This window comes from Streptomyces sp. a15 (assembly GCF_059026085.1).
The window spans coordinates 92,599-117,367 of record NZ_JBWLKM010000013.1; the positions used below are offsets into that span (position 1 = coordinate 92,599).

Below are 24,769 nucleotides of genomic sequence, written 5' to 3' on the forward strand. Positions count from 1 at the left end.
CGTCAAGCTTTGAACGATCTCCACGGTCTACGCGAGATGACTGCTTTTCAGAGCAGGTGCCGCTCCCCCGCCTCGACCGCGAGCTCCAGCGTGTTCCCGGGTGGCGGGAAAGGGCAGATGAAATGGTCGGCGAACGCGCACGGCGGCAGCAGCGCCCGGTTGAGGTCGACCGTCGTACGCCCGTCGGCGTCGGGCGCGGCGGGCCGCAGGAACCGGAAGCGGTGACTGCCGTTCCCGCTCGTGGCATCGCCGAAAACCGCCCACAGCGAACCGTCGCCCTGGACCGTCACCTGAAGCGTCAGCTCCCGCCCGTCCAGACGGAAAGCCAGTTCCCCGCCGAGGCCGAGACCGCGCGCGCGTCCGTCCGCGTTCTCGACCCGTACGGTGCGGTCCTCGCCGTACGGCGTGAAGCGCCCCGGCACCGACCAGCGCGGATCGTACGGCGTGGCCTCGATACCCCGGAACGCCCGGCGGGCGGCGGAGGCGGGGTCGAAGTCGCGCACGCCCCACACGCCTTCACGTACCAGCACGACCAGCCGCCGCTCTCCGTACGCCACCCGGGCGGCGCCGGCCGGACCCCGGTCGGCGGCGAGCCGCACCGCACCGGCGAAGGGCTGCCCGTCCACGGTGAGGCCGTCCCCGTCGGCGGCCGTGAGGACGACCGCGTCGCCCTCGACGGTCCATGACCCGGCGATGTCCGGAAGTCGCCCGTCCGGATAGTCCTCCAGCCAGTAGGTGCCGGTCAGCGCGAGAGGTCCGTAGGGCGCCGCCACCGTCTCGGTGCGGTGCTCGTGCCACTGCTTCCACGCCTCGGACGCGTCCGTCGTCATGTGCTCAACCCTTCCCTGGCGGGCCGGAAAGCCCGAGGTGAGAGCGCAGGGTGGCGCCCTCGTATTCCGTACGGAACGCGCCGCGCTCCTGCAGCAGCGGCACCACCCGGTCCACGAACTCGTCGAGCCCGCCCGTGGTGAGGTGCGGAACGAGGACGAAGCCGTCGGCCGCGCCCCGCCGTACGCACGCGTCGAGTTCGGCCGCGACCGCCTCCGGAGTGCCGATGAAGGACGGCCGGCCGCATCCCGCCTCGATCACGGTCTGCCGGATGGACAGCCCCTTCTCCTTCGACAGCGCCCGCCACTTCTCGGCCACCGCCACCGAGTCACCGTGCCACCTCCGCCCCTGCGCGATCGCCGGCTCCGGCACCGGGTCGATCTCGGGCAGCGGCCCGTCCGGGTCGTACGACGACACGTCGACGCCCCAGATCCGCTCCAGCGTGAGCAGGGCGTGCTGCGGGGAGACCTGCTGCCGCCGGATCCCGGCCGCCCGCTCCCGCGCCTCGGCGGCGGTGTCGCCGAGGACGACGGTGACGGCGGGCATGATCTTCAGGTCGTCGGGGGTTCGGCCGTACTTCTCCAGGCGCTTCTTGACGTCGGCGTAGAAGGCACGCCCGTCCTCCAGGGTCCCGTGCCGCGTGAACATCCCGTCGGCCGTGGCGGCGGCGAACTCCCGCCCCTCCTCCGAGTCCCCCGCCTGGATGACGACCGGGTGCCCCTGCGGCGGGCGCGGGACGGTGAACTCGCCCGCGATGTCGAAGTGCCGCCCCCGGTGAGCGAAGGGCCGGGAGACTCCGTCCGGGGTCCAGGAGTCCCACAACTTCCTGGCGACAGCGAGGAATTCGGCAGCGCGTGAGGAGCGTTCGGAGCGGTCCGGATGTCCCCCGCGCCGGAAGTTCTCGCCGGTGAAGGCGTCGGAGTAGGTCACCACGTGCCAGGCGGCCCGCCCGCCGCTGAGATGGTCCAAGGTGGCGAGTCTGCGGGCGACTTCGTACGGTTCGTTGAAGGTGGCGTCGACGGTCGCGGCGAGTCCCAGCCGGTCGGTCACGGCGGCGAGGGCGCCCAGCACCGTGAGCGACTCGGGGCGTCCGACCACGTCCAAGTCGTCGATCCGGCCCTCGTGTTCACGCGGCCGCAGCCCGTCCGCGAGGAGGAGGAAGTCGAACAGGCCGCGTTCGGCGGTGCGGGCGAGATGCTCGAAGGAGGCGAACTCGATCCCGGGCCGGGAGGTGTTGTCGACGCCGGGAACATGCGCGGCGAGGTGGATCCGCTTCCGCCTGAGGCGTTGCCGTACGGTCATGACGTTCCCCCTGCCACGGCGTACTGGTTGGCGGGCCGGGCGAGCCCCAGGTGCTCCCTGAGCGTGCTGCCCGGGTAGAACGTGCGGAACAGTCCCCGGTGTTGCAGCAGCGCGACCGTGCCGTTGACGAGCCGCCCCAGGTCACGGCGGGGCTCGGCGGGCGTGAGGTGGAAGCCGTCGGCGGCGCCGTCCGTGTACCAGGCGGCGATCAGCTCGGCGAGGTCGACGGGACCACCCCGGTACAGCAGCCCCTGGGCGGTGGGCCGTGGGCCGCCCCCGCCGTGGCCGGGCTCGGCCGCGTACTCGCCGCCGCCGAGGTCGATGACAAGGCTCGCGAGGACCCGCAGGTCGTCGGGGTCCCGTCCGAACGCCGAGGCGGCTTCCCGGAGTCGGTCCCGTACGGCGGCGAGCTGCGTCGGGCTCACGGCCCGGACGAGCGCCACGTCGGCGTACCGGGCGGCGGTCCCCCGGGCGTGCTTCTCGGTGGCGTCGACCACGCGCACCGGGTGGCCCTGCGGGGGTCTCGGCACAGTGGAGGGACCCTGGACCGAGAAGGTGGAGCCGGTGAAATCGACGTGGTGCAGCGTGCCCCGGCCGGTGAAACGGCCGGTCGCCGCGTCCCGTATCCCGGCGTCGTCCTCCCGGCTGTCCCACAGCTTGGCCGCCACCTCGGCGACTTCACCGGCCTCCTGCCACAGCGCGTCGGGCGGGGCCGCGTTCCGCCGGCCGAAGAGACGGGCCTCGCCCTCGGTGGCCGACACGTCGATCCGCCAGCCGGCCCGGCCGCGGCTGACCCAGTCGAGGGTCGCGACGGCCGCCTGGACGTGGAAGGGCTCGGTGTGCGTGGTCGTCACGGTGGGCACCAGGCCGACCCTGCCGGTCGCGGGCGCTACCCGGGACAGGACGGAGAGCGCGTCGGGGCCCGGGCGGGCGAAGGTGTCGTCCAGGGTCACGAAGTCGAGGCCGCCGCGTTCGGCCAGTCGCGCCAGCCCGACGTAGGAGTCGGCGTCGTACACCCTCTGCTGGTCGACGGCGGCGGCCAGGTGCAGCAGGCGCCGGCCGTGCGATGAGGTCATGGGAAAGAAACCCTTCTTGGCAGGCCTCAGAGGACCTTGGAGAGGAAGGCCCGGGTCCGCTCGTGGCGCGGCGCGTCCAGCACGTCACCGGGTGCGCCCTGCTCGACGATCCGCCCGTCGTCCATGAACACCACGGTGTCGGCGACTTCGCGGGCGAACCCGATCTCGTGGGTGACGACGATCATCGTGGTGCCCTGATGGGCCAGGTCCTTGATGACGTCGAGGACTTCACCGACCAGCTCGGGGTCGAGCGCGGAGGTCGGTTCGTCGAAGAGGAGCAGCCTGGGCTCCAGCGCGAGCGCCCGGGCGATCGCCACCCTCCCCCAGTGCCTGAACGGCCTGGGGGCACCCCCAGCTGCTGTCCACCGGAGAGGTGCCGGGGATAGGCGTCGGCCTTCTCGGTGAGCCCCACCCGGTCGAGCAGCCGTCGCGCGGTCTCGACGGCGTCCTTGCGGGGCCGCTTCAGCGCGGACACCGGCGCCTCGATGATGTTGTCCAGCACGGTGAGGTGCGGGAAGAGGTTGAAGTTCTGGAAGACGAAGCCGATCCGGGTGCGCTGCCTCAGCACCTCGCGCTCGCGCAGCTCGTACAGCCGGTCGCCGGAGCGCCGGTAGCCGACCAGCACCCCGTCCACGCTGATCGCGCCCCGGTCCACCTTCTCCAGGTGGTTGATGGTGCGCAGCAGCGTCGACTTCCCCACTCCGGGTTTGTGGGACCCAATCGCCTAGCCCCTAGCAGGGGCCGCAAGCGGAGGTTACCCGGACCCATGACCACACCCAACGGCGCAGGTCAGAGTGCCCAGCACGTACAGCCGAAGGTCTACCTGTTGTTGTTCACCCCCGCCGAGCGCGACACGGACGGGTACGCGGTAGGCGCATTCGAGAGTGAGCAGGAAGCGCGCGACATGGCGGGACGCCTCGAAACGCGCACCGGGCACTACTACGTGGAAGCCGTGAACTTCTTCGGGGCGACGGCATGAGCGCCCCCGAACGCCTCAACGTCGACTATGGGCGTGTCTCGCTCGACGAATTGAAGCTAGGCCAGGGTGTCGCCTCGCAGCACAACGAAAACGACGACTTCGGCGAGGAAATCGGCCACCCCGTAAGCGCGCGCTATGAGGACGTTGGCATTAGCGCTTTCGATCAGAGGAAAGAACGCCCCGGATTTCAGGCCCTGTTGAGGGACATTCGGCTAGGGCTAATCGCCATCGTCATCGTGTGGCACGCAGACCGGTTGACGCGCGATGTGGGCGAGGGGCGCGAATTCATCACCCTGTGCCGGAAGTACGGCGTAAAACTGTTCAGCCAACAGCGGGGCGGAGAGTACAACTTCAACCGCGCTGCCGGACGCGCTGACTTCCTGCGGGACATCGTCAAGGCAGAGGAAGAGTCCGGGCACAAGGGTGAACGCGTCGCCCTGTCGCACAAGCGACGTGCCCGTAACGGTGAATGGGGCGGAGGAGTCCGGCCGTTCGGCTGGGGCGTAGACACTGGGCGAGTCCGGTCCTACTGCGTCAACCCGAAAGCGGATATTGCCGACAGGGTTTACGAGGATCGGCCCGTACTGGACATGACGCACCACCGCGAGGACGAGCGGGACGAAATCCGCCACTGGAAAAGCGAGTTGCTCGCAGGCGTGAAAGTCTCCGTCCTGATCGCGGAGATTAACCGGCGAGGCGTCAAGACTGTGTCGGAGAAAGATGGACGCAAGATGATTCGCAACGGACGGAACATCCTTTCGTACAAGTGGTCACGGGAAACCGTCGTCGGGATTCTGACCAGTCCGCGCGTGTCCGGCCACGCCGTATGGCGGGGCGAAATCGTCGCGCGGGACGTCTACGACCCGATCATTACGGAGGAAGAACGGCAAGCGCTCATCGAGCTTTTCAGCGACCCTAAGCGCCGGACCTCGCCCGGTAACCAGCCTAAATGGCTGGGCAGCCTCATTTTCGAGTGCGGGCAGTGCGAGGGCGGAGTCATGCGGCAGCGCCTCAAGAGACCGAGCGACAAAATGCCGCTGTACCTGTGCAACCAATGCGGCAAGGGTCGGCAGCCTGCCCCCTTGCTTGACGCGTACGTAGAGGCAAAGGTGATTGAGCGCCTGTCGCGGCCGGACGTCGCCGAATTGATGGCGCCCAGGCAGGACGTCGATTTCGACGGGTTGCGCGAGGAGCGGACGCAGCTACAGGAACGCAAGGATGGGCTAGCGGTCGCGTTCGGCAGAGGCTCTATCGACATGGCGCAGCTAGAGGCAGGAACGGCGGACATCGTTAAGCGGCTGGGCGAGATTCAGCGCATGCTGATTGACGCTGTGGGCGAGTCTCCGCTTACGCCGTTCGCCCTCGACCCTGCGAACGCGGAAAGCCTTTGGGCCGGATTGAGCCTGGGCCGTAAGCGGGAAATCATCCGGACCCTGATGACTGTCACGATCCTGCAAGCGCCGCAGCGCAGGCGAGGCAGGCGCCCCGCAGACGCGCCCCCTGAGGAGCTGGACACGTCTACGGTCATCCTCGCGCCTAAGCGCCTCGCAGGCGCCCAGGGAGCGCCCCAGGGGGCAGCGCAGGGCGGCAGCGCCGTACAGGGTCCGTGGCGTCCGGCAGGCGCCCAGGACGCGCCCCAGGCTGCCGCCTAGCGCCGGAAGGCACTGGGCTGTCCGTGTGCCGAAATCTCCCCCTATCCGCACCATCAAAGGCAGTGCCCCGGATTCCATCCCAGGTTTCCGGGGCACTGCCCTTTTTTGATCTAGCAATCGGCCGTGACGTCCTGTCAGTAAATGGGGGCGCCCAGGTCTGCCCCTATGCGCCTCCACACAGCATGAGTACATGACTCTTCCAAGAGACGCGCGACGCGCACAGGCGCGCATTGCAGCCCATGAACGCTGGCACTCGGACCGGCCGGAGCTTGCCGACGATGCCCGCAGAGAACTGAAAACGATCACTCTGGCCCAACACCTCGCAACTGTGAATGAGTGGCCACCCCTCACGGACGAACAACGGGAACGCCTCGCGGAACTGTTGCTGCCCGACCTCCGCCCGTAATTGAGCGCGTTACGCGCATGCACCTTGACAACTCAACAGAGCGCAGCCTGACAGCCGGACAGGGCACGGCTTGAGAACTGACTAGAAGATAATCGAGAAAGCACCACCCCACCTATCGGAGAGGCACGAATATGCCAGGAAACAAAAAGCCCAGAAAGCCAAAGCCGGCGCCCGACCGGCCACCAAAATCAATACGAGACTTCGGGGCAGCATACGTTTGTTCACATTGTCGGAGCAATGTTGACGGCATCGTTAAGGACCCGTCCGGCATTTGGCGCATGATGGTTTGCCATGATTCCACTTGTCCGGTCTTGCGAGGCACCCTCACGGACGTTCCGGACGCACTCCGGGCAGCCGTAGTCGCGGGCGGAGTTACGGGGGTCATGACTGGCCCATTCGGCGAGGGTGCCGAGTGAGTGACGAGCCACTGCAACAATCTGACATAGACAGCCGCCTCGCCCTCGCGTGGCTGCTCAATCCGGAATCACTACCGTTCGCCTCACTGAGCGAAGACGTGCAGCGGCTAGTCAGCGCACTGTCGTCCAAGCTCCCGACACGGGGCCTCGACCCCGAAATAAATTCCCGTATCGAGGCGTTCGAGCGCGAGGCAGTCGAGATACACAAAGCAAAGGAGATAGCGAGCTATCACAAGGCGCTAAAGAAAGCCGCGCAGATTGAGGAGGAGGAGTTTTCCGCGCTCCTGTCGGACGAGAAAGGCACGGCATCGCTTGCCGCGCGCTTCGCGTCGGACGCGCTTAGCGCGGACAGCCTTGACAGTATCCCGGATCATGAGCCATTGATTGCCGACTTTATCAACCGCGACACGACATGCCGCATATTCGGACCACCTAAGAGCCTCAAGTCATTCATAGCCCTTTCCATGGCTGCCGCTATGGGCACGGGCGAAAGATGGTTCGGCTACAGGACCACTAAAACCCCTGTGCTCTATGTCGTCGCCGAGGGTGCGCGAGGGATAAGGCCACGCGTGCGCGCCTGGGAGCAAATGAACGGCCGGAAAATGACGGGAGTCGCGTTCTATCCAAGAGCCGTACAGATCGGCGACGATGACCAAATGCGCCAACTCATCGCGTACGCGAGACAGGGCGGATACGGCTTTGTCATCTTCGATACGCAAGCGCGATGCACGGTCGGCACTGAGGAAAACAGCAACAGTGAAATGGGTAAGATCGTGGCCCGTCTAGACAAGCTCCGCGAATGGACACAGGCAGGCGTCATGCTGGTTCACCACTCCGGCAATGAGGGCGGACGCGCGAGGGGCGCAACGGCAATCCTCGCGGCCATTGACTCAGAGTTTGAAGTGAAGCGAGAGAAAGACGCCACTAAAGTCACAGTCATAACCCGAGCGCAGAAAGACATGGCGGAAGCGCCGGACCTAGCTCTAGAGGCTGTAAAGACTGGCGACTCTTTGGCGCTTCGACCGCAGGGCGCCTTTACGGCCGAGCCTGCCAGCGTGCAAATCATAGTGACAGGCAAGCAAGCGCAGGCCCTTTGCGCCATCGCTGAATTTGGCGAGATAGGCGCATCCCCTACGGGAGTCGCCGAACGTCTAGGGAGGAAAGAGGAGCGCTCGACCATAGGCACGCACATGGGTGCACTCAAAAAGAAGGGCCTGATTACCAAGGTCCCGAACAGTGGGCGTTATCAGGTGACGTACGAGGGGCAGCAACAGGCGGACGCTATCGCGGCGAAAGCTGCGGCATCGGCACGGGAGGAAACTGCCGCCCAGTTGCCCATGGACGCGCCTTGATCCCGTAGTGACCAGGTAGCGACGAAACAAGATCCGGTAGTGCTTTCGTCGCTACCTGCCGTCGCTATCGTCGCTAGTCCGTCGTGCTTTCGTCGTTACCTCTGACCAGGCATGTAGTGCTTTCGTCGCTATCCATTGATCGCAAACCTTGATCGTGTCGCTATAGCTGCGGGGGTGTACGTAGTACCCCCGCATAGCGACGCAAGGCGACAGACACAGAGACAGGCGCAATGCACATCACAAAAACAGGCGCCCTGAATAGCTGGACTACTGCAAAAGAACTGGGCGAAGATTGAGGCGCGTCCGGCATGCCCTCATCACTGGGCGCCCGTTATCAGGCTCCGTACCTCACTGGTCCGGAGCCTTTCCCGTGCCTGCCCCGCAGCACGCGCCACGCTGCCGCCTGGGCGCCTCGCACATGCCTGCCGGTACCGGGGCGCCACTGGGCGCAGGAACGCCCCACACGCGCCCACTGGGCGCCGCCGCTACCGACGACGCGCCCCACGCTGGGCAGCGCCCCGCCCGTCCGCCACGCGTCCGCCTGGGCGCCCTCGACCGGCAGCCGTGCCGACACAGCCAAGGGGGCGCCATGGCAGAGCAGTGCCACACGCAAGGCTGCGCAGGGCAGCCGCAGGCAAAGGGCCTGTGCCGCTCCTGCTACCTGCAAGCCAGAGCGCAGCGACTAGGACCCTGCACCATGCCCGACTGCACTCGACTCCAGCACTCGCGCGGAATGTGCCTCACCCACTACCACCGCGAATGGCGGGCGCTGCGCTGGACTCGCGGACTCTGAGCACCGCCGTTCTTTGGTGGGGGACGCTTCCCAGCCCCGGCCCACACTTCGGGAAAATCTTGCGGGGCGGATTCCGGGGGCAACGATCTTGAGTGCGAGGGGGCCAACGATCTTGAGTCCGGCTGTGGTCGGCATTGGCCGGATTCAGGTGCGCGACAGCTAAAGCGGCAGGGGATTTTGACTCCCTCCCTTCCGTGCCGCTTTAACCGTTCGCGCATTACGGGTATAACTGAATTGCGCGCACGTGAAAGCCTCGCGCTCTCTGGGCTGGTGCGAGGCTTTCACGTGTGGCAATCGCACCTATTCAGCGCTGCCCTAATGAGGCAGATAAATTCCCGTTACGGATAAACGAGGTAAAACATGAGTCAGCAAATGGTACCGCTTAGTGAGATCGCGCAAGTGACACGCCGAAAGGTCGACGAGGTGAAAGCGGAGTGCGAGGCGCTGCGCCTCTATGTCGACACTGACTGGGCGGGACGTCCGGCACTGACAGCGGACGATGCGCGCGCCCTGGTCTGTGGCGACGCGCGGCGAGTCTTCGAACATGAGGAAGAATGGCGCCTGTATCTGCAAGCGTGCAAGGAATGGGAAGAGGCCCGTACGGCTGCCGTCCGCGCGGCGGCAGATGAGGCGCAGAAAAAGGCCGAGCGTAGCGCCACTCGACGCGGGCGCCTCGGAGGTTCGCAGGGCCCTCTATCGCCTGCCAAAAACCTGGACATCCGGCAGAATGCCGGCGCGCACGCAGGCGCTCAATTCGAGCGGCGCCACGCGCGCCCCGAATTCCACGGAATCCGGGACGGCGTGAAACTCGCGTACGTCACTCCCGATGAGGAAGGGTCCGCCCTTGCTGCCGCCGTAGGCGCAGTGCGAGGCGCTGGAAAGGCGCCAAAGGAAATCGAGGTGTTGTGATGGCGACAGGCGATATCGAACGGGCCGACTCCGCGCGTGGCTTTGGTGTGTTCCCTCGCTCCTGGGGCGTTCCTCCCGGAGGGCAATTCAGCGAGGAACGCAAGCGCTGGATTCTTCAGCGGATCACTGAACACAGGGCGCTTAAGGGCGTGCAACGTCGAGCGGCTGCCCAGGCTGTCAAGGTCGAGAACTTCCAACGGCAGCGGTATCTACTCATCACTCGTGAGCGCTGATAGCTAGCCGACACGAATAGGCCCCCTCTACCGTCTCGCGTTTGCGGGATGGCAGAGGGGGCCTATTCTGCGTTTAGGGCGTGCTGGGCGGCGCGTACCCGAACACTTCAATAAAGCACGCCTCGCAGCACAAATCATCTTCCTCATCGTCTGACGGATAGAGATTCCCCAAGGAGAATTGCCGAAAACAGCGGTTGCATCTCTCCTTCAATGTCATGTCCGCCAGATCGCTTGCTCGGGCCATGCGTCGCATGCCTTCCCCTTACGCTGCCTCTAGCGCCTTTCGTAGCGCTTCCTTGTGTTCCCATGACCAGGGCGCGTCTCTCAGCTCTTCCGGCAGCCCTGCAAGGCCGGACCGCAGATGGTCGGCTGCCTCGCTATAGCGCCCCAGGGAGAGAGTGCACAGACCCATATTCAGGCGGTTGAACGCAGGAGTAAGCCAGTAGGCAGTATCCGGCGGAGGCAGGGCGGCAGCCTTATCGGTCAGCCTTTCCGCATCCTCGACCAGACGCAAGGCCGAATCCCGTTCGTTCAGTGTCGCCATTCCTGCCGCAGCTTGCAGATAGTCTCCGATTCGCTGGGCAGGGTGCGCGCCTGGGGTATTGGCTGCGGCAGAGAACCACCGGGCAATGCCCTGGGGGCGCCCCTGTTGCCGGGCAATGTAGCCCTTGAAATTGAGTGCCTGGGCCGCGAGGGTGCCGTTACCGATTTCGTCGGCAAGCTCTAAAGCGTCATTGAGGAGCCTTACCGCCTCATCATCCTTGCGCACCTGGGCAAGCATCCATCCCGCAAATTGGACGAACTCTGACGCGACCTCCGCGAGGCTGTCACGGTGCGGACCTCTGGCACCCTTGAGCATCCGCGTAACCTCGCGCATTTGCTCCATGGTCGCAGGGATTACCGACTCAGGTTTTACGGCATCGTCAAGGCGCCGGTACGCGGCTAGCACACCTGCCAATGCGTCGACCGTTCCGGCATCCAATCGGGAAGGCTGGGCAGCGCTACGCGTCACTCGTGATTCGTCGTCAGGGTCGAGCACAAGCGCGGCCAATGCGCCACCCGCATTAACGAGGGCATCAATCGATTCCGCGAGTTTTGCCGACGGATCCTGTTTCCCGTTGAGTACGCGAGACAGATAGGCAGGGTCGTAATTCATCGCGCGTGCGGCAGCCTTCATCGAATAGCCGCTGTCCCGCAGCGCCCTGCGGGCGAGGTCGGCAAAGTCACGCATCGTGAACCTCTGGGGGTTGACCGGTGGTGCTTCCAGGATAGTCAACCCTGGTCAACTCCCGTGTGACCGTTGCGATTCCCAAGCATGGACCGACAGCAAGTGTCCCCGCACCGTGCGACCGGCCGGGGACTGGCCAACGCTTCAGAGGAGCGCTGACGACCCATGGATATCACGCAGCTACTCGAACGAGTGAGAACGGCCCTACGGGGGCGACGCAGCACCGGCAGGCACAGCCGCGCGGCTACGCCCCCGGAAGCGCCCCAGGCGCGCCCTGCGCCCGGCGGGCGCCCCACTCCGGACGTCTGGGGCGCCCGCCTGGTAACCGCCCGCAGCACGCGCAGGGAGCGCTACGCCCCGCCTCCGGCCGAGTCGTGGCAGCCCCAACCGCAGGAGCGCGCCGAGTGGTTCGCGCCTCACCCCTGGGAGCACACGGGCGCCATGGTCCGGCCCTACGTGGCGCACCTGGGCGAGGCTCCCAGGAAGGCGCGAACCGGCGCCCAGGCACGACCCTGGGAGGCTGCCTCATGAACGCCCAGACAGCACGTAGCGGCCTCGTCGGCCGCGCCCTCACAGCCGCAGACAGCGCGCATCAACTCGCGTACGGAGATTGGCTGTTGCACGCCCAGGGGTGCGATGGTTGCAGGGCAGCCGACAAGCCGAGCGAGGGTTGCGAGACGGGGCGGCGCCTGTGGTGCGTCTACCGGGAAACCCGCATCGCGCCCCCTGGGCAGACGACGTGACCGGCCGGAAGCACGAGCAGGCCGGATACGACCGGCGCATCGGTCTGCGCGTCCGCGACCCCGAGGGGCGCCTAGGCGTCGTGACTGACGTCCTGGGCGGCAAGACTGCCTATCTGCGCCCCGTGCACGGTGGCCGCGAGTGGACTGTGCCCGCCGACGAGCTGACCGAGGAACCGCAGGACCGCTAGACCTCGACGGCTGCCGCTTCCGGGGAACCCAAGGGCAGCACCGCATGACTCCCGTCCCGGCCCCCCGTCCGGGACGGGCAACGCCCCCAACTGCGAGAGCTACGGCCGCAGTTGGGGGCGGGCACATCAAAAACCCTCAATGGATGCAACCAGCAACGCTGAAGGAGAACTGATTATGCAGTGTCCCAATTGTGGTGGAGCGGCAATTCAGGGTTCGGGCGGTACCTGGATTTGCACGAATCAATGCGGATGGTCCAGCGGCTACGCCCCCGCTGGGCGGGTAGCCTTGCTGTATGTCGCAGGAGTCAACGGAAGCCATGCGGAGCGCTGACGCAGTCGCGCGGCTGGTCACTGCCGAGATCACGACCACGGATTGCCGTCACTGCGGCGCCGAGGTGTCCGGGCTCAACAACAGGTACGCCTGCGGATACTGCGGGTGGGTCAATCACTGGGCGGAAGGGTCGACCGTACTGCCCACAGCCAAGGATGACGCCGACTACCCAGGGCGCCCGCACGAGCGCCGTAGGAAGCGCTGAGAGGCGCATTGCCCATACCGCATGCCCCCCGTACCGGTGCCCCCGTCCGGAACGGTCCCACCGCCCCCAACTGTGCGAGCAAGGCGCGCAGTTGGGGGCGCCTTGCATCTGCGCCCTGACCTGCACGTTTGCCGCCTGCGAGCGGCTAGCTACACAGGGTCGCGCGGCTGTGGGAGTATTGAGGTGCACAAACCCGGGGTCGACTTGCCGGAGCCGGACGGGCCGAGGATCACGGTGACCTCGCCCGCGCGTACGGCGAGGTCGATGCCCTTGAGCACGTCCAGCGAGCCGAAGCTCTTGTGGACGGACCTGATGTCGACCATGACGGTCATCGCGGATTCCTCACGGTGGAAGCGGGGGTGTCTCACGCGGCCGCACGCCCGTACAGCGCGCTCAGGAACGTCAGCGCGGCCCGGGCCGTGGCGTCGTTCTGCCGGAACGCGGGCCCGCCGGTGCGCGGCCGGGTGAAGGCGCCGGGGGCGCGGGCGTCGGTGTGCGGCCCGAGGGCGAAGCGCCGGGGGTGCGGACGGCCGGCCCGGTCGAGGAGCCGCCCGTCGGCCGGGTCCACCCGGAGCAGCCCGTCCGGCGTCTCGGCCACCCCGTCGGCGTGCAGCTCACGCAGCAGCGGGTCGCGGGCCCGCGCGACCGTCGGCCCGGGCAGCCGCGCCTCGACCAGCGCCCGGGCCTCGACGACGGAGTCCGGCACGGTGGCGCTCGACGCCCGGAACACCCCGCCCTCGGTGCTGACGGTCATGCCGGCGCCGAGAAACCTCACCACGCCCGCGCGGGACAGGGCGAGCAGTTGCCGCAGCCGGGGCCCGGGCGGACCGGAGGCCAGATAGCTGAAGAACCCGTGCCACCAGGGCCCGATGTCCCCGAGCCGGACCAGCTGGCCGTAGACGGAGAGCAGCCCGAGGAAGACCGCCAGGTCAGGGCTGCGGGAAGGATCGTGACGACGGCTCAGGTCACCCTCGACATACCCGCGCAACCCCTCCTGAAGCTCCTCGTACGACCCGTACCGCACGCCCTCCAGCGGACGGTCGAGCGCCGCGAGGTCGAGCCGGTCGGCGGGATCGGGCACGGCGGACGCGACCAGGGCCGCCCGCCCGGCCGGGTCGTCGACGGCCGCGTACTTCTCCTCGAAGACGCTCCAGGCCACGGTGGTCCGCCCGGGGTGGACCGTGAAGAGCCGGTGGTAGTGCGCGAAGCCCAGCTCCTTCTCCACCAGCGGCCACACGTCCCGCCGGAAGTCGAAGCCCTCCCGCCGGGCGAGCAGCCCGTCCACCTCGGCGGGCCCGAAGAACCTGGGCAGCGGCGGCCGTTCACCGGTCCAGTCGTACCCGATCTTCGAGTGGTACGGCACTCCGCGCCGCGACCCGACGTACAGGACCGGCTCCTGTCCCGAAGGCACGTACGTGTTCCCGGCGTACCGCCCGCCCCGGCCCTCGGTGAGCAGTGCCATCAGGTCGACGAAGGCGAGCCCGAAGCCGCGGACGAGGACGGGTTCGCCGGGCGCGAGCGGGGACAGGTCGCTGTCGGCGGTGAAGTCCGGCGGGAGGTGGACGAGGCCGTGCTCGCGGGCGTACGCCGCCAACGCACGTTGCTCGTCGTCGAGTTCGGCGTCCAGGTGACCGAGGGCGAGTACCACGAGGTCGGCGAGGAGCGGGCGCGCGCGGCCCTCCAGCCACACCTGCTGGCGTCCCTGTGACGGCCCGCCGACCCGCAGGGCACGGCGGGGATGGTGATGGACGACGACACCCGGCGGCAGCGCGGCCACCGCCCGTTCGTGCACCCAGCTCAGGTAGGCGCCCTGGAGCCGCCGGTCCGCGAAGGTACGGCCGTCGATGCCGGCCCACTCGTGCAGGGTGGGGCCCTCCCGCACGGGCCCGGCCATGTCGACCGTGTCGTCGGTGAACATGGTGACGTCCTCGGCGTGCGAGTTCATCCACAGCAGCGGCGACTGGGCCGGGCGCCAGATGCGTCCGGCGCCCGGCGGATGCGGGTCGACCAGGTGGAGGTCGAGGCCCGAACCGGCGTACAGCTCGGGAGCGTTGGCGGCGATCCGCTCGATCAGACCGGTCCCCCGCGGCCCGGCCCCGACGATCACGAGAGAGGGCCTCATCGGGTGCTCCCCGAGTCCGCGCCCCGGGCGTAGTGCCGCTCCACGTAGTGCTGGCCGACACTGAGCACCGAGGTGACGGCGGTGTACCAGACGGTGGCCACCATCAGCAGCGGGATGACCTGGTAGGTGCGGTGGTATACGAGCTGCACCGAGTAGAGCAGGTCCTGCACGGCGATGACGCTGACGATCGAGGTGCCCTTGAGGGTGCCGATCAGCATGTTCCCGGCCGGCGGCACGATGGAGCGCATCGCCTGCGGGAGCACGATCCGCCACCAGCGGCGCCACCGGCTCAGGCCGAGCGCCTGCGCGGCCTCGATCTGCCCGCGGTCGACGGAGAGGATGCCGCCGCGCACGACCTCGGCGGCGTACGCGGCCTCGTGCAGGGTCAGGCCGATGACCGCGACGGTGACCGGACCGAGCAGATCGACCGTCTTCACACCGAGGACCTGCGGGTACAGCGCCCCGATGTTGAACCACAGCAGCAGCTGCACCAGGATCGGGATCGACCGGAACAGCCAGACGTATCCCCAACTGACGGTTCTCAGCACGGGGTTGGCCGACAGCCGGAACGCTGCGAGCAGCGTGCCCAGCGCGAAGCCGAGCACCATGACGACCGCGGTGAGCCACAGGGTGAGCCACAGGCCGCGCAGCACGGCGTCCGAGGTGAAGTAGTCGGCGACGACGTCCCACTGGAACGCCTGGTTGCGCAGGACGGAGTTGACGGCGAGCGCCAGCAGCACCAGGACGGCGACGGCGGCCGTCCACTGGCCGAACCGGCGTTGCGGGACGATCCGCAGGGAGTCCGCGTGCTCCGGGATGTCCGGTGCGGCGGGGGATTTGGCGAGGGTGTCGGAGGACATGCGAAGGCTCCGTGGCAGCGAGTCGGTCGAACTCGGGCGTGCCTTCACACGGTTGCGGCCGAGCCCCTCAGCAGGGCCGCCCTTCGAGGGTACGGGTGCGTTTCCCCTCGCTGTCAAGGCTGTCCGGACTGTGAGCCGTACGTCTCAAGTCGGTTGACGCTCCACCGGATGCCTGTTCCACTTGGCCCATGCATCCACAGCAGTGGCTGGTCAAGCGCTCCCACATCGACTTCGGTCGCGTGTGGTCCTCTTCCTGTTGAGCTGACCCACTGCGCGCCCTGATCCGCTGATCACTGATCCGGCCGGGCGCTCTCGCGTTCTCTCCTTCGCGTTCACACTCGTTCGCCTTCACACGCGCGCCTTCCCCTCACCCAGCGCTTCCCGCTCCCAGGAGACCGCTTCACGATGCGCACGCCCACGCCTGCCCGAAACAGACTCGTCATCCCCTTTGCCCTGATCACCGCGGCGACCCTGGTCCTCACCGCATGCGGTTCCGGCAGGGACGGCACCGTCAGCACCTCCGCCCGGTCCGACCAGGTCCCGACCGCGGACGTCGTCTCGGCCGTCAAGAAGGACGAGGCAGCCGCCGAGCTCCTGCCGTCCGGTGCGTCGAGCCTCACCCTCGCCGTCAGCGTCTCCGGCCAGCCGCCCGGCACCTCGATCCTGGACGACGGGAAGACCCTGGCCGGCCAGGACGTCGACTTCGCGCACGCCGTCGCCAAGGTCCTCGGCATCAGGCTCAGGACCGAGCAGGCGAGCTTCGAGGCGATCCTGCCGGCCCTCGACAGCGGCAAGTACGACCTCGGCGTCGGCAACTTCGGCGTGACCGACGAACGCCGCAAGACCATCGACTTCGTCACCTACATCAACGACGGCCAGGGCTTCGCCACCCGCAAGGACAGCAAGCTCTCCCAGGTCACCGACCTCAAGCAGCTGTGCGGCCTGAACATCGCGACCGGCGCGGGCACCACCTTCGAGGCCACCCTGGAGGACAACAGGCACCTGTGCACCGACGCGGGCGAGCAGGCGTACAAGGTGCAGACCTACAACGAGCAGGGAGCCATCTGGTCCTCGCTCCAGCAGGGCCGCAGCGACGTCGTGATGTCCACGATCAACGGCCTGCGGTACGCGGTCGCCCGCCAGGAGGGCGTGAAGTTCCTCAACGAGTTCCACCGCCTGGACGTCGGCTTCGCCTTCAAGAAGGGCACCAAGCTGGCCCCCGCCTTCCGGGCCGCGGTGAACAGGCTCATCGCGGACGGGACGTACGACAGGATCCTGAAGAAGTGGGGGACGACAGGCTCGGCGCTCACGAAGTCGGAGATCTCACCGCCGGAGCTCAAGGACTGACCGGGAGCGGCTCAGCAACTGCAGCCGCAGTCGCACCCGTCGCAGCCGCAGCCGTCGTCGCCGCAGCAGTTCCCGCAGCACTCACAGCAGCTGCAGCAGTCACCGCAGCCGCTGCAGTCGGTGTTGGAGCACAGTCCTTCCCGGCGCTCCCGGCTCCACGGGTCGTCGAACCCTCCGCAGCACATCTGGCAGGTACAGGCGAGCCCCATCCACACCGCGCACCCGGCGAGCAGCCCGCGCCGGTCGCGGCGGGGCGGCTCCGGCGGCAGCGGGGCCCACGGGCCGCCGGGCGGGGCGTACGGTCCGCCCGGCATCGCTCCCGTCGGCGCGGGCCGGTGCGCGCAGGAGGCGGTGCCGAAGGCCCGGTCCACGGAGGTGCGCAGCTCGTGCACGAGCAGCCGGTGCGCGAGCTTCGGGTCGGCGAGGTCGGCCTCCCGCAGCGCGAGCCGTATCCCGTGCACGGCGTCGTCGGCCAGGCGCCGGGCCTCGGTGAGGGGCGTCCCGGTGGCGGTGAGGGGGTTCCAGGCACCCGACGCGGCGTCAGCCTCCCTGTCCTCCACGGCGTCCAGGAGATGCGCGAGCCGTCCGAAGAGGCGCCCGGCCTCGGCGAGCGGTTCGGCGTTGCCCGGTCGTCCGGCGAGGACCGCGGTGTGGGCGAAGGCGGCGGCGGTCGCGGTCTCGGTGGGTTCGGTGACCGTCAGGAGGGGCGTTCCCGGCCCCGCCAGCGCCTCGATGCCGACCTGCCGCTCCACGGCGTCGACGAGCAGGGCGGTGTCGAACCCGACGTCCGAGCCGGTCCGCTCCCCGGCACGGCCCCAGCTGGCGGCGACCCGGCGCGCGGCGAGCGCCACCGGTTTGCGGGCCAGCAGCCCGTCCTTGTCGGCGACATGGTCGCGTACCTTGGCCGAGGCGAGCACCAGCGAGACGGCGGCCGCGAGCCGCGCCCCTTCACCGTGCGCGACGGACGCGCTACGCATTCCGCGCAGCGGACACGGCCCCGCCGTGCGCCGCCCGCCACCGTCCTTCTCGGCCTGAGCCTCCGTCAGAACAGATATCAGCAAGCCGTCGTAGTTCGTGACGACCCTCGCGAACTGTCCGTGGTCCTTGCGCAGCGCGAGGCACAGCCCGCACAAATGCGCCATCCACTGGGCTTTGAGACTCTCCGAGAGCCTGTGACGGCACGGCCTGACGATTCCGAACACGACGATCCCCCGTGGTGCGTACGACGTTGAACTGCGGTGAGCTGCGGCATCGTACCGATCGCCGCGTTCACCCGTACGCACCGCCCATCACCCATACGCCGTGAAGAATCATATTTCACTCACAGTCAGCAGCCGTTTGCGGAACGACCCTTGGGACACACGGACTCTCGACGGATTCGCTGTGCACCAGTACCGTCACAAACCCCCCGCGCGGCGTCTATCCACTTGGCGCGACGTCCGCATCATGGATGACCATAGGGATGCGGAAAGCAGAAAAGACCGCTGTGAGAGGAGGCGTCCATGGGATCGGTACGCAAGGCAAGTGCCTGGCTTGGCCTCGTCGACGACAACGATGACGAGCGTTACTACGACGACGACTACTCCGAAGGGACCGAGCAGCCCGGGGATGCCTGGGTCACCGACCCGCGGGTCAAGGTGGCCTCGGACGTCGCCGAGGAGAAGGGCCGCCGGATCGGTACGGTCACCCCGGACAGCTTCCGGGACGCCCGCGCCATCGGCGAACTGTTCCGCGAAGGCGTCCCGGTCATCATGAACCTCACGGCCATGGAGGCCGCCGACGCCAAGCGCGTCGTCGACTTCGCGGCCGGGCTGATCTTCGGCCTGCGTGGTTCGATCGAGCGCGTGTCCACCCGGGTGTTCCTGCTGACCCCCGCCAACACGGAGATCGTGAACGGCGACCCGGCCGCGCACCGCACGGACGGCTTCTTCAACCAGAGCTGAGGCAGGGCCGCTCACCGGCCCTGCCGCTGCTGGGGGAATTCAGCGGAAGGCGTCGAGCCCGGTGAGCGCCTTGCCCAGCACGAGCTGGTGCATCTCGACGGTGCCCTCGTAGGTGAGCACCGACTCGAGGTTCGTCGCGTGCCGCATCACGGGGTATTCCAGCGAGATCCCGTTGGCACCGAGGATCGTCCGGGCCGTACGGCAGATGTCGATGGCCTCGCGGACGTTGTTGAGCTTGCCGAAGCTGACCTGCTCGGGACGCAGGCGGCCGGCATCCATGCGACGCCCCAGGTGATGGGCGAGCAGAATCCCCTTGTGCAGTTCGACCGCCATGTCGGCCAGCTTGGCCTGGGTCAGCTGGAAGGCGCCGATCGGCCGCCCGAACTGCTCCCGCGTCTTCGCGTAGTCGACCGCGGTCTCGAAGCAGCTGCGGGCCGCGCCCATGGCTCCCCAGACGATGCCGTAGCGGGCGTGGGAGAGACAGCTGAGCGGCCCCTTGAGCCCCGTCACCTCCGGCAGTACGGCGTCGGCGGGCAGCCGTACGTCGTCGAGCAGGAGCTCACTGGTGACGGAGGCGCGCAACGACCACTTGTGCTTGATCTCCGGGGCGGCGAACCCGGCGCTGTCGGTCGGAACGACGAACCCCCGGATCCCGTCCTCGGTCTGCGCCCACACCACGGCCACCCCGGCCACGGACCCGTTGGTGATCCACATCTTGCGGCCGTTGAGCACCCAGTCGCTGCCGTCGCGCTTGGCGTACGTCCGCATCGAGGCGGGGTCGGAGCCGTGGTCGGGCTCGGTCAGCCCGAAGCACCCGATGACCTCACCGGCGGCCATGCGCGGGAGCCAGCCCTGCTTCTGCTCCTCGCTCCCGAACCGGTGAATGGCGTACATGGCGAGGGACCCCTGCACCGACACCAGCGACCGGATCCCGGAATCGGCGGCCTCCAGCTCCAGACAGGCCAGCCCGTACTGCACGGCGCTCGCCCCGGCGCACCCGTACCCGCTGAGCGACATCCCGAGCGCCCCGATCCCGCCCAACTCCCGCGCGAGCTCCCGGATCCCGGGCAGCTCCCCGCTCTCGAACCACTCGGCGACATACGGCAACACACGATCACCGGCCCACGCCCGCACGGTCTCCCTGATCGCCAGGTCCTCCGGCGCGAGCAGGTCATCGACACCGAGGAGGTCGGCGGGGTCGAACGGAGCCATGAGCACGCCCTCTCAAAACTAGCACCGCTAGTTACGTTTCCGACCCTGACGTTACGACGCAGTGTCCCGCACGTCCAGGACGTCTCCCACCCACGCAGCACCCGTGACAGCCAGTTGACATGGTGAAACGTCGCCAGTGGGGATACGTCACCGTCGGCGGCTTGAGGCAGGTGCCGCGCCGCCGAGGGATGTGGCGCATCACGCCGACAGGCGACCCGCGGCCGCCGACGGCGGTCCACCCCCACAGGAGAGCTCCACCTCTCGACCGACAGTCACGGGCCGTGCGTGGGTGGGAGAAGCACTTCGTCAGGCGGAGACGCGGGAGTCCGCGACCTCCCGAGGCGCAGGTACCTCCACGGCCCCGGCCCCGACCTCCCCGCACTGCATGGCCCGCGGCAACCGCAACGCCATCACCGCCCCCAGCAGCAACAACCCCGCGCTCACCAGCAACGTCACATGCAGCCCGTACACGAAACAGTCCTGAGCCGTCCGACGCAGGGCCACCCCGGCCGACCCCCCGAGCCGCTCGGACACCTCGTACGCCTCGCCCAGCGAATGCCCCGCAGACGCCGCCGCCGACGCCGGAACACCCGGCACCGACGACAGCCCGGGCGCGTACGCCGCGTTCATCACGCTGCCGAGCAGCGCGATCCCGATGCCGGCACCGAGCTGGTACGAGGTCTCCCCGATCGCCGCCGCCCCACCCGCCTGCTCCGGCGGAGCCTCGCTCAGCATCGACTCGTACGCCCCGAAGAGAGTCGTCTCCAGGCCGAAGCCCAGCAGCACGAACCCGAACAGCATCAGAGCCGGGTTGTCCTCGCCGCCCATCGCCGTCAGCAGCACCACGGCCACCGCCGTCAGCAGGAAACCGCAGCTCACCATCCGACGCGGCCCGAACCGCCGTAGCAGCCGCGCACCCGCAAGCCCCGCCGCCATCGCGGCGACGGTCAGCGGCAGCAGCCGCAGCCCGGTCTCCAGCGGAGACAGGCCCAGCACCAGCTGCAGATACTGCGCCGCGATCAGCTCGAGGCCGACCAGCGCGAGCATCGCCAGCACGATGCAGCCCACCGACGTACTGAACGCCGGCCGGGCGAACATCCGCAGGTCCACCAGCGGATGCGCCCGGCGCCGCTGACGCCGTACGAAAAGAACGATCAGCGCCGCGCCCACGACCACCGGCACCACCGTGAACGGGCCCAGCTCCCCGCTCCCGAGCCGCTTCACGCCCAGCACCAGACAGAACAGCCCGGCCGCCGCCGTCAGCGCGCCGACCACGTCCCAGGGCCCGCGCCCGTCGCCCTTCGACTCGGGCAGGAACAATCGCCCGATCGGCAGGCTGACCAGCATCAGCGGGATGTTGACGAGGAACACCGAACCCCACCAGAAGTGCTCCAGCAGGAAGCCGCCGAGCAGCGGACCCACCGCCGCGCCGACCGCCGCCACCGCGCTCCAGATGCCGATCGCGAGCGCCCGCTCACGCCGGTCGGGAAAGACCTGGCGGAGGATCGAGAGCGTCGCCGGCATGATCATCGCGCCGCCGACGCCGAGCAGCGCCCGCGCCACGATCAGCACCTGGGCGGTGTCGGCGAGGGCGGCCATGGCGGAGGCGACGCCGAAGAGCGCGTAGCCGAGCAGCAGGACCCGTCTGCGGCCGACGCGGTCGCCGAGCGTGCCGAAGAGGATCAGCAGCGAGGCGCAGACGAGGGGATAGACGTCGACGATCCAGAGCAGCTCCATCGCGCCGGGCTTGAGGTCCTCGGTGACGGCGGGGACCGCCACGTGCAGCACGGTCGCGTCGAGAGCGACCAGGAGCAGGCTGGCACACAGCACCACAAGGACGACCCAGCGGTTGGCACCGGCCCCGGCCGCCCGACGGCGCAGCGCAGCGGCCGTGGTCGTCCCGGACATGTACGTACCTCCCAGATGTTCCCTCGCTTCGGCGGGCTCACGGGGTGGGGACTCCCCATGACTCGGCCGGAGAGGAGCGGTGGTCTCCGGCCCGCGCAACAGTGGCGAGTGACACGTCAGCGTACGCGAGTTCGTGCCGGTACCAAGTGGCGGACCTCTCAGAGGTTGCACGGAACGCGTGTGGCGTGCACCACTTCTCTCCCCTCCTCTCCCCGTCCCTCCCCTGCGACCACGCCCCGCTCGGACCCCCGGTTCCGCACGCCGTCGATAATCGAGCCCGTGACCGATCTTGAAACGCGCGCGGCCCCGCCCGCCGCCCCGAGCCTGCGCCGGGCGGCTCCGGCGCTGCTCGGCTACGCGGCCGTACGCGCCCTGGGGCTGCTCACGCTGGCCCTGTGGAGCGCGGCGCGCGACAAGAACGCGTACACGCTGCTGACGGCCCGCTGGGACGCCCTCTGGTACACGAGGGTGGCCGAGCTGGGGTATGGCTACGAGGTGCGCCTGCCGAACGGCGACGTGCACTCGAACCTCGCGTTCTTCCCGCTGCTGCCGTGGCTGGAGCGGCTGCTGGCCGCCGCGACCCCGCTGTCGTACGCCGACGCGGGCTTCGCCGTCGCGCTGCTCGCCTCGGTGGCGGCGGCCTGGGGCATCTTCGCGGTCGCCGATCATGTCCACGGCCGCCGGGCGGGGGTCTGTGCGGTGCTTGTGTGGGCCGTCCTCCCCGTCGGGATCGTGCAGTCGATGGCGTACAGCGAGTCACTGTTCACGGCCTTGGCCGCCTGGTCGCTGTACGCGGTCCTGACCGGCCGCTGGGTGACGGCCGGCACCCTGGCCCTGCTGGCGGGCCTGACCCGCCCGGTGGGCCTCGCGGTCGTCGCGGCGGTGTGGGTGGCTGCCGTCGCCTCGTTCGTCCGGGACCGCAGCCCGGCGCGACCGGACGGCGCCCACCCCGAAGCACGCTCCCTGGGCGCACGCCGAGCCCTCGGCATGCTCCTCGCCCCCCTCGGCGCCGTCGGCTACGTCCTGTGGGTCGGCCACCACACGGGCAAGGGCCCCCTCGGCTACCTCGACGTCCAGGCCGGCTGGCGCAACGGCTTCGACGGCGGCCAGGCCTTCGCCCGCTTCGTCGCCGACAAGTTCACGTCGTTTCCCTCGGCCCTGGCGGGCGTGGGGCTGATCGTCGGGGTCGGGCTGCTCGTTTGGCTGTACGTCGTCTGTGTACGACAGCGCCAACCGCTCCCGCTCCTGGTGTACGCGGGGGTCGTGACCACCCTCGCTCTGTGCGCGTCGAGCTACTTCGGCTCGAAACCGCGCCTGCTGATGCCCGCCTTCCCCCTGCTGCTGCCCCTCGCCCTGGCCCTGGCCCGGCTGCGTACGCCCAGGTCAGCCGTGGTGCTCGGGACGATCGCCGTGGCGTCGTCCCTGTACGGGGCGTTCTGGCTGAACGGCTCCGGTCCGCCGTGACCGACTCCGGAGCGCGATGAGCGTCCGGAGAATTCCACCCCATGATTTGGTGAACGAATTCATAAGCGGAATAAAACCGCAACCCAGAATGATCAAAGGAATTGAAGGGCGCCGCCCGTCGGCATTGCGGAATCCCTGGAAATAAACCTCTCGCTGAGAGGAATCCCACATCACATCGTCATCACAAAGCCGTGGAATCGCCGGGGAACTGAGCTCACTCGCTGTAACGTCGATTGGGTGCGTACCGAACGAAACCTCACCCGTCTGGACCGGGTGTTCGCGAGGCTGGACCGGGAGCCGGAACGGCCGGCTCATATCGACGTGCCGAAGATGAGCCGTCACCGGGTCGCGCTGCTCGCCGGAACCCTGGCCTTCTACCTGGCGATCGTGTGGCTCGTCGTGATCACCTCCTGGCTGGTCCGTCTCGACTGGCAGGTCATGTTCTTCCGCCCGTACCAGCAGTGGGCCGAGATCCACTGGTTCGTCGACTACTACGTCGTACTCGGCCAGCGCGGCCCGACCGCGGTGATGATCGCGGCCTGGCTGGCCTGGCGCTCCTGGCGGCAGCACACCCTGCGCCCGATGCTGACCCTGGCCACCTCCCTGCTGCTGCTGAACATCACGGTCGGCGCCGCCAAGATCGGCATGGGAAGACTCGGGCCGCACTACGCGACCACCATCGGCTCGAACGAGATGGGTCTGGGCGGCGATATATTTCCCAGCGGCCACACCGCCAACGCCGTGGTGACCTGGGGAATCCTGGCCTATCTGGCCTCCACCCCGAGAGCGCGCCGCTGGCTGTCCGCCCTGTCCGCGGTGACCTCGCTCGGCGTCGGCATGGCCACGGTCTACCTCGGTACGCACTGGCTGAGCGACGTACTCCTCGGCTGGGTCGCGGGCCTGCTGGTCCTGCTGGCGCTGCCGTGGTTCGAGCCGCTGATCGCCCGCGCCGAGGACCAGATCTTCGACCTGCGCGACCGCTGGCGGGCCCGCGGCAGCAAGACGGCACCGGCGCCCCTGTCGCCCGTCGAGACCCCCGTACGGCTCAAGCCGCGCCCGGCCTCCCAGAATGAGACCGCGGCCCGCGCCGCGGCACCCCGCGCGCCCGTCTACCTGGCCCCGGGCCCGCACACGACCCGCTCGGAACGCACACCGGTCACCCCGGTCGGCAGCCGCCGCCCAGCCCAGACGGACCGCACCGCACGCGGTACGGCCTCCACAGCCCGTCCCCTGACTGGCGGCTGACCCGAGGCAGCAGCGGGGCCGGTACGC

18 protein-coding genes and 2 pseudogenes are annotated in these 24,769 nt (G+C 68.5%); 9 read left to right on the forward strand and 11 right to left on the reverse strand.

Translation table 11 applies throughout. The annotated features are described in order from the left end of the window. Nucleotides 1-47 precede the first annotated feature (47 nt). The 4 genes and pseudogenes from AC5P09_RS16525 to AC5P09_RS16540 form a co-directional block, all read right to left on the reverse strand. Nucleotides 48-830 (reverse strand): DUF1684 domain-containing protein, encoded by a 783-nt coding sequence (locus tag AC5P09_RS16525; protein ID WP_493874636.1) that lies wholly within the window; start codon nucleotides 828-830, stop codon nucleotides 48-50. A 4-nt stretch (nucleotides 831-834) separates the two neighbouring features. Then, a complete protein-coding gene (locus AC5P09_RS16530; RefSeq protein ID WP_493874637.1) occupies nucleotides 835-2,130 on the reverse strand; it encodes an NtaA/DmoA family FMN-dependent monooxygenase in 1,296 nt (431 codons plus the stop codon). Continuing rightward, complete coding sequence (locus tag AC5P09_RS16535) at nucleotides 2,127-3,206, reverse strand: LLM class flavin-dependent oxidoreductase (RefSeq protein ID WP_493874638.1); 1,080 nt, start codon at nucleotides 3,204-3,206, stop codon at nucleotides 2,127-2,129. The genes AC5P09_RS16530 and AC5P09_RS16535 overlap by 4 nt, the downstream gene beginning before the upstream one ends. A 26-nt stretch (nucleotides 3,207-3,232) precedes the next feature. Next, nucleotides 3,233-3,909, reverse strand: a pseudogene (locus AC5P09_RS16540) (amino acid ABC transporter ATP-binding protein); the annotation flags it as partial. A gap of 63 nt (nucleotides 3,910-3,972) precedes the next feature. Here AC5P09_RS16540 and AC5P09_RS16545 point away from each other — a divergent pair. From AC5P09_RS16545 to AC5P09_RS16560, 4 genes are all read left to right on the forward strand, one after another. Continuing rightward, a complete protein-coding gene (locus AC5P09_RS16545; protein ID WP_493874639.1) occupies nucleotides 3,973-4,185 on the forward strand; it encodes a hypothetical protein in 213 nt (70 codons plus the stop codon). Then, nucleotides 4,182-5,837 carry a recombinase family protein gene (locus AC5P09_RS16550; protein ID WP_493874640.1) on the forward strand — a complete coding sequence of 552 codons (1,656 nt, stop codon included), beginning with the start codon at nucleotides 4,182-4,184 and terminating at the stop codon, nucleotides 5,835-5,837. The genes AC5P09_RS16545 and AC5P09_RS16550 overlap by 4 nt, the downstream gene beginning before the upstream one ends. An 818-nt stretch (nucleotides 5,838-6,655) precedes the next feature. Beyond that, nucleotides 6,656-8,011: an AAA family ATPase gene (locus tag AC5P09_RS16555; RefSeq protein ID WP_493874641.1), complete on the forward strand. Its 1,356-nt coding sequence runs from the start codon at nucleotides 6,656-6,658 to the stop codon at nucleotides 8,009-8,011. 1,153 nt (nucleotides 8,012-9,164) lie between these two features. Further along, nucleotides 9,165-9,713, forward strand: a complete 549-nt coding sequence (locus AC5P09_RS16560) for a hypothetical protein (RefSeq protein ID WP_493874642.1) — start codon at nucleotides 9,165-9,167, stop codon at nucleotides 9,711-9,713. A 495-nt stretch (nucleotides 9,714-10,208) separates the two neighbouring features. On the opposite strand, the gene AC5P09_RS16565 is transcribed toward AC5P09_RS16560, so the two are convergent. After that, complete coding sequence (locus tag AC5P09_RS16565) at nucleotides 10,209-11,177, reverse strand: helix-turn-helix domain-containing protein (protein ID WP_493874643.1); 969 nt, start codon at nucleotides 11,175-11,177, stop codon at nucleotides 10,209-10,211. Between the two features lie 736 nt (nucleotides 11,178-11,913). Here AC5P09_RS16565 and AC5P09_RS16570 point away from each other — a divergent pair. Continuing rightward, nucleotides 11,914-12,105 (forward strand): hypothetical protein, encoded by a 192-nt coding sequence (locus tag AC5P09_RS16570; RefSeq protein WP_493874644.1) that lies wholly within the window; start codon nucleotides 11,914-11,916, stop codon nucleotides 12,103-12,105. Nucleotides 12,106-12,838: 733 nt separating this feature from the next. On the opposite strand, the pseudogene AC5P09_RS16575 reads toward AC5P09_RS16570, so the two are convergent. From AC5P09_RS16575 to AC5P09_RS16585, 3 genes and pseudogenes are all read right to left on the reverse strand, one after another. Beyond that, nucleotides 12,839-12,973, reverse strand: a pseudogene (locus AC5P09_RS16575) (ATP-binding cassette domain-containing protein); the annotation flags it as partial. Between the two features lie 32 nt (nucleotides 12,974-13,005). Beyond that, the gene (locus AC5P09_RS16580; protein ID WP_493874645.1) at nucleotides 13,006-14,763 is read right to left on the reverse strand and encodes an FAD/NAD(P)-binding protein; all 1,758 of its coding nucleotides are present in this window, start codon (nucleotides 14,761-14,763) and stop codon (nucleotides 13,006-13,008) included. After that, complete coding sequence (locus AC5P09_RS16585) at nucleotides 14,760-15,623, reverse strand: amino acid ABC transporter permease (RefSeq protein WP_493874646.1); 864 nt, start codon at nucleotides 15,621-15,623, stop codon at nucleotides 14,760-14,762. Before AC5P09_RS16585 ends, AC5P09_RS16580 begins: the two co-directional genes overlap by 4 nt. Before the next feature lie 405 nt (nucleotides 15,624-16,028). Here AC5P09_RS16585 and AC5P09_RS16590 point away from each other — a divergent pair, with 405 nt between their 5' ends. After that, nucleotides 16,029-16,970 (forward strand): ABC transporter substrate-binding protein, encoded by a 942-nt coding sequence (locus tag AC5P09_RS16590; protein ID WP_493874647.1) that lies wholly within the window; start codon nucleotides 16,029-16,031, stop codon nucleotides 16,968-16,970. Nucleotides 16,971-16,981: 11 nt separating this feature from the next. On the opposite strand, the gene AC5P09_RS16595 is transcribed toward AC5P09_RS16590, so the two are convergent. Then, on the reverse strand, nucleotides 16,982-18,172 hold the full coding sequence (locus AC5P09_RS16595; RefSeq protein WP_493874648.1) for a DUF5685 family protein: 1,191 nt from the start codon (nucleotides 18,170-18,172) through the stop codon (nucleotides 16,982-16,984). Between the two features lie 300 nt (nucleotides 18,173-18,472). Here AC5P09_RS16595 and AC5P09_RS16600 point away from each other — a divergent pair, with 300 nt between their 5' ends. Further along, the gene (locus tag AC5P09_RS16600; RefSeq protein WP_266442164.1) at nucleotides 18,473-18,913 is read left to right on the forward strand and encodes a cell division protein SepF; all 441 of its coding nucleotides are present in this window, start codon (nucleotides 18,473-18,475) and stop codon (nucleotides 18,911-18,913) included. Between the two features lie 39 nt (nucleotides 18,914-18,952). On the opposite strand, the gene AC5P09_RS16605 is transcribed toward AC5P09_RS16600, so the two are convergent. Together AC5P09_RS16605 and AC5P09_RS16610 are read right to left on the reverse strand one after the other, a co-directional pair. Then, nucleotides 18,953-20,125 carry an acyl-CoA dehydrogenase family protein gene (locus AC5P09_RS16605; protein WP_493874649.1) on the reverse strand — a complete coding sequence of 391 codons (1,173 nt, stop codon included), beginning with the start codon at nucleotides 20,123-20,125 and terminating at the stop codon, nucleotides 18,953-18,955. A gap of 306 nt (nucleotides 20,126-20,431) precedes the next feature. Next, complete coding sequence (locus AC5P09_RS16610) at nucleotides 20,432-22,033, reverse strand: MFS transporter (protein ID WP_493874650.1); 1,602 nt, start codon at nucleotides 22,031-22,033, stop codon at nucleotides 20,432-20,434. A 279-nt stretch (nucleotides 22,034-22,312) separates the two neighbouring features. Between AC5P09_RS16610 and AC5P09_RS16615 the strand changes: the two genes are divergently transcribed. Both AC5P09_RS16615 and AC5P09_RS16620 read left to right on the forward strand, forming a co-directional pair. Continuing rightward, the gene (locus tag AC5P09_RS16615) at nucleotides 22,313-23,497 is read left to right on the forward strand and encodes a mannosyltransferase family protein (protein WP_493874651.1); all 1,185 of its coding nucleotides are present in this window, start codon (nucleotides 22,313-22,315) and stop codon (nucleotides 23,495-23,497) included. A gap of 237 nt (nucleotides 23,498-23,734) precedes the next feature. Continuing rightward, complete coding sequence (locus AC5P09_RS16620; RefSeq protein WP_493874652.1) at nucleotides 23,735-24,742, forward strand: phosphatase PAP2 family protein; 1,008 nt, start codon at nucleotides 23,735-23,737, stop codon at nucleotides 24,740-24,742. Nucleotides 24,743-24,769: the final 27 nt, after the last annotated feature.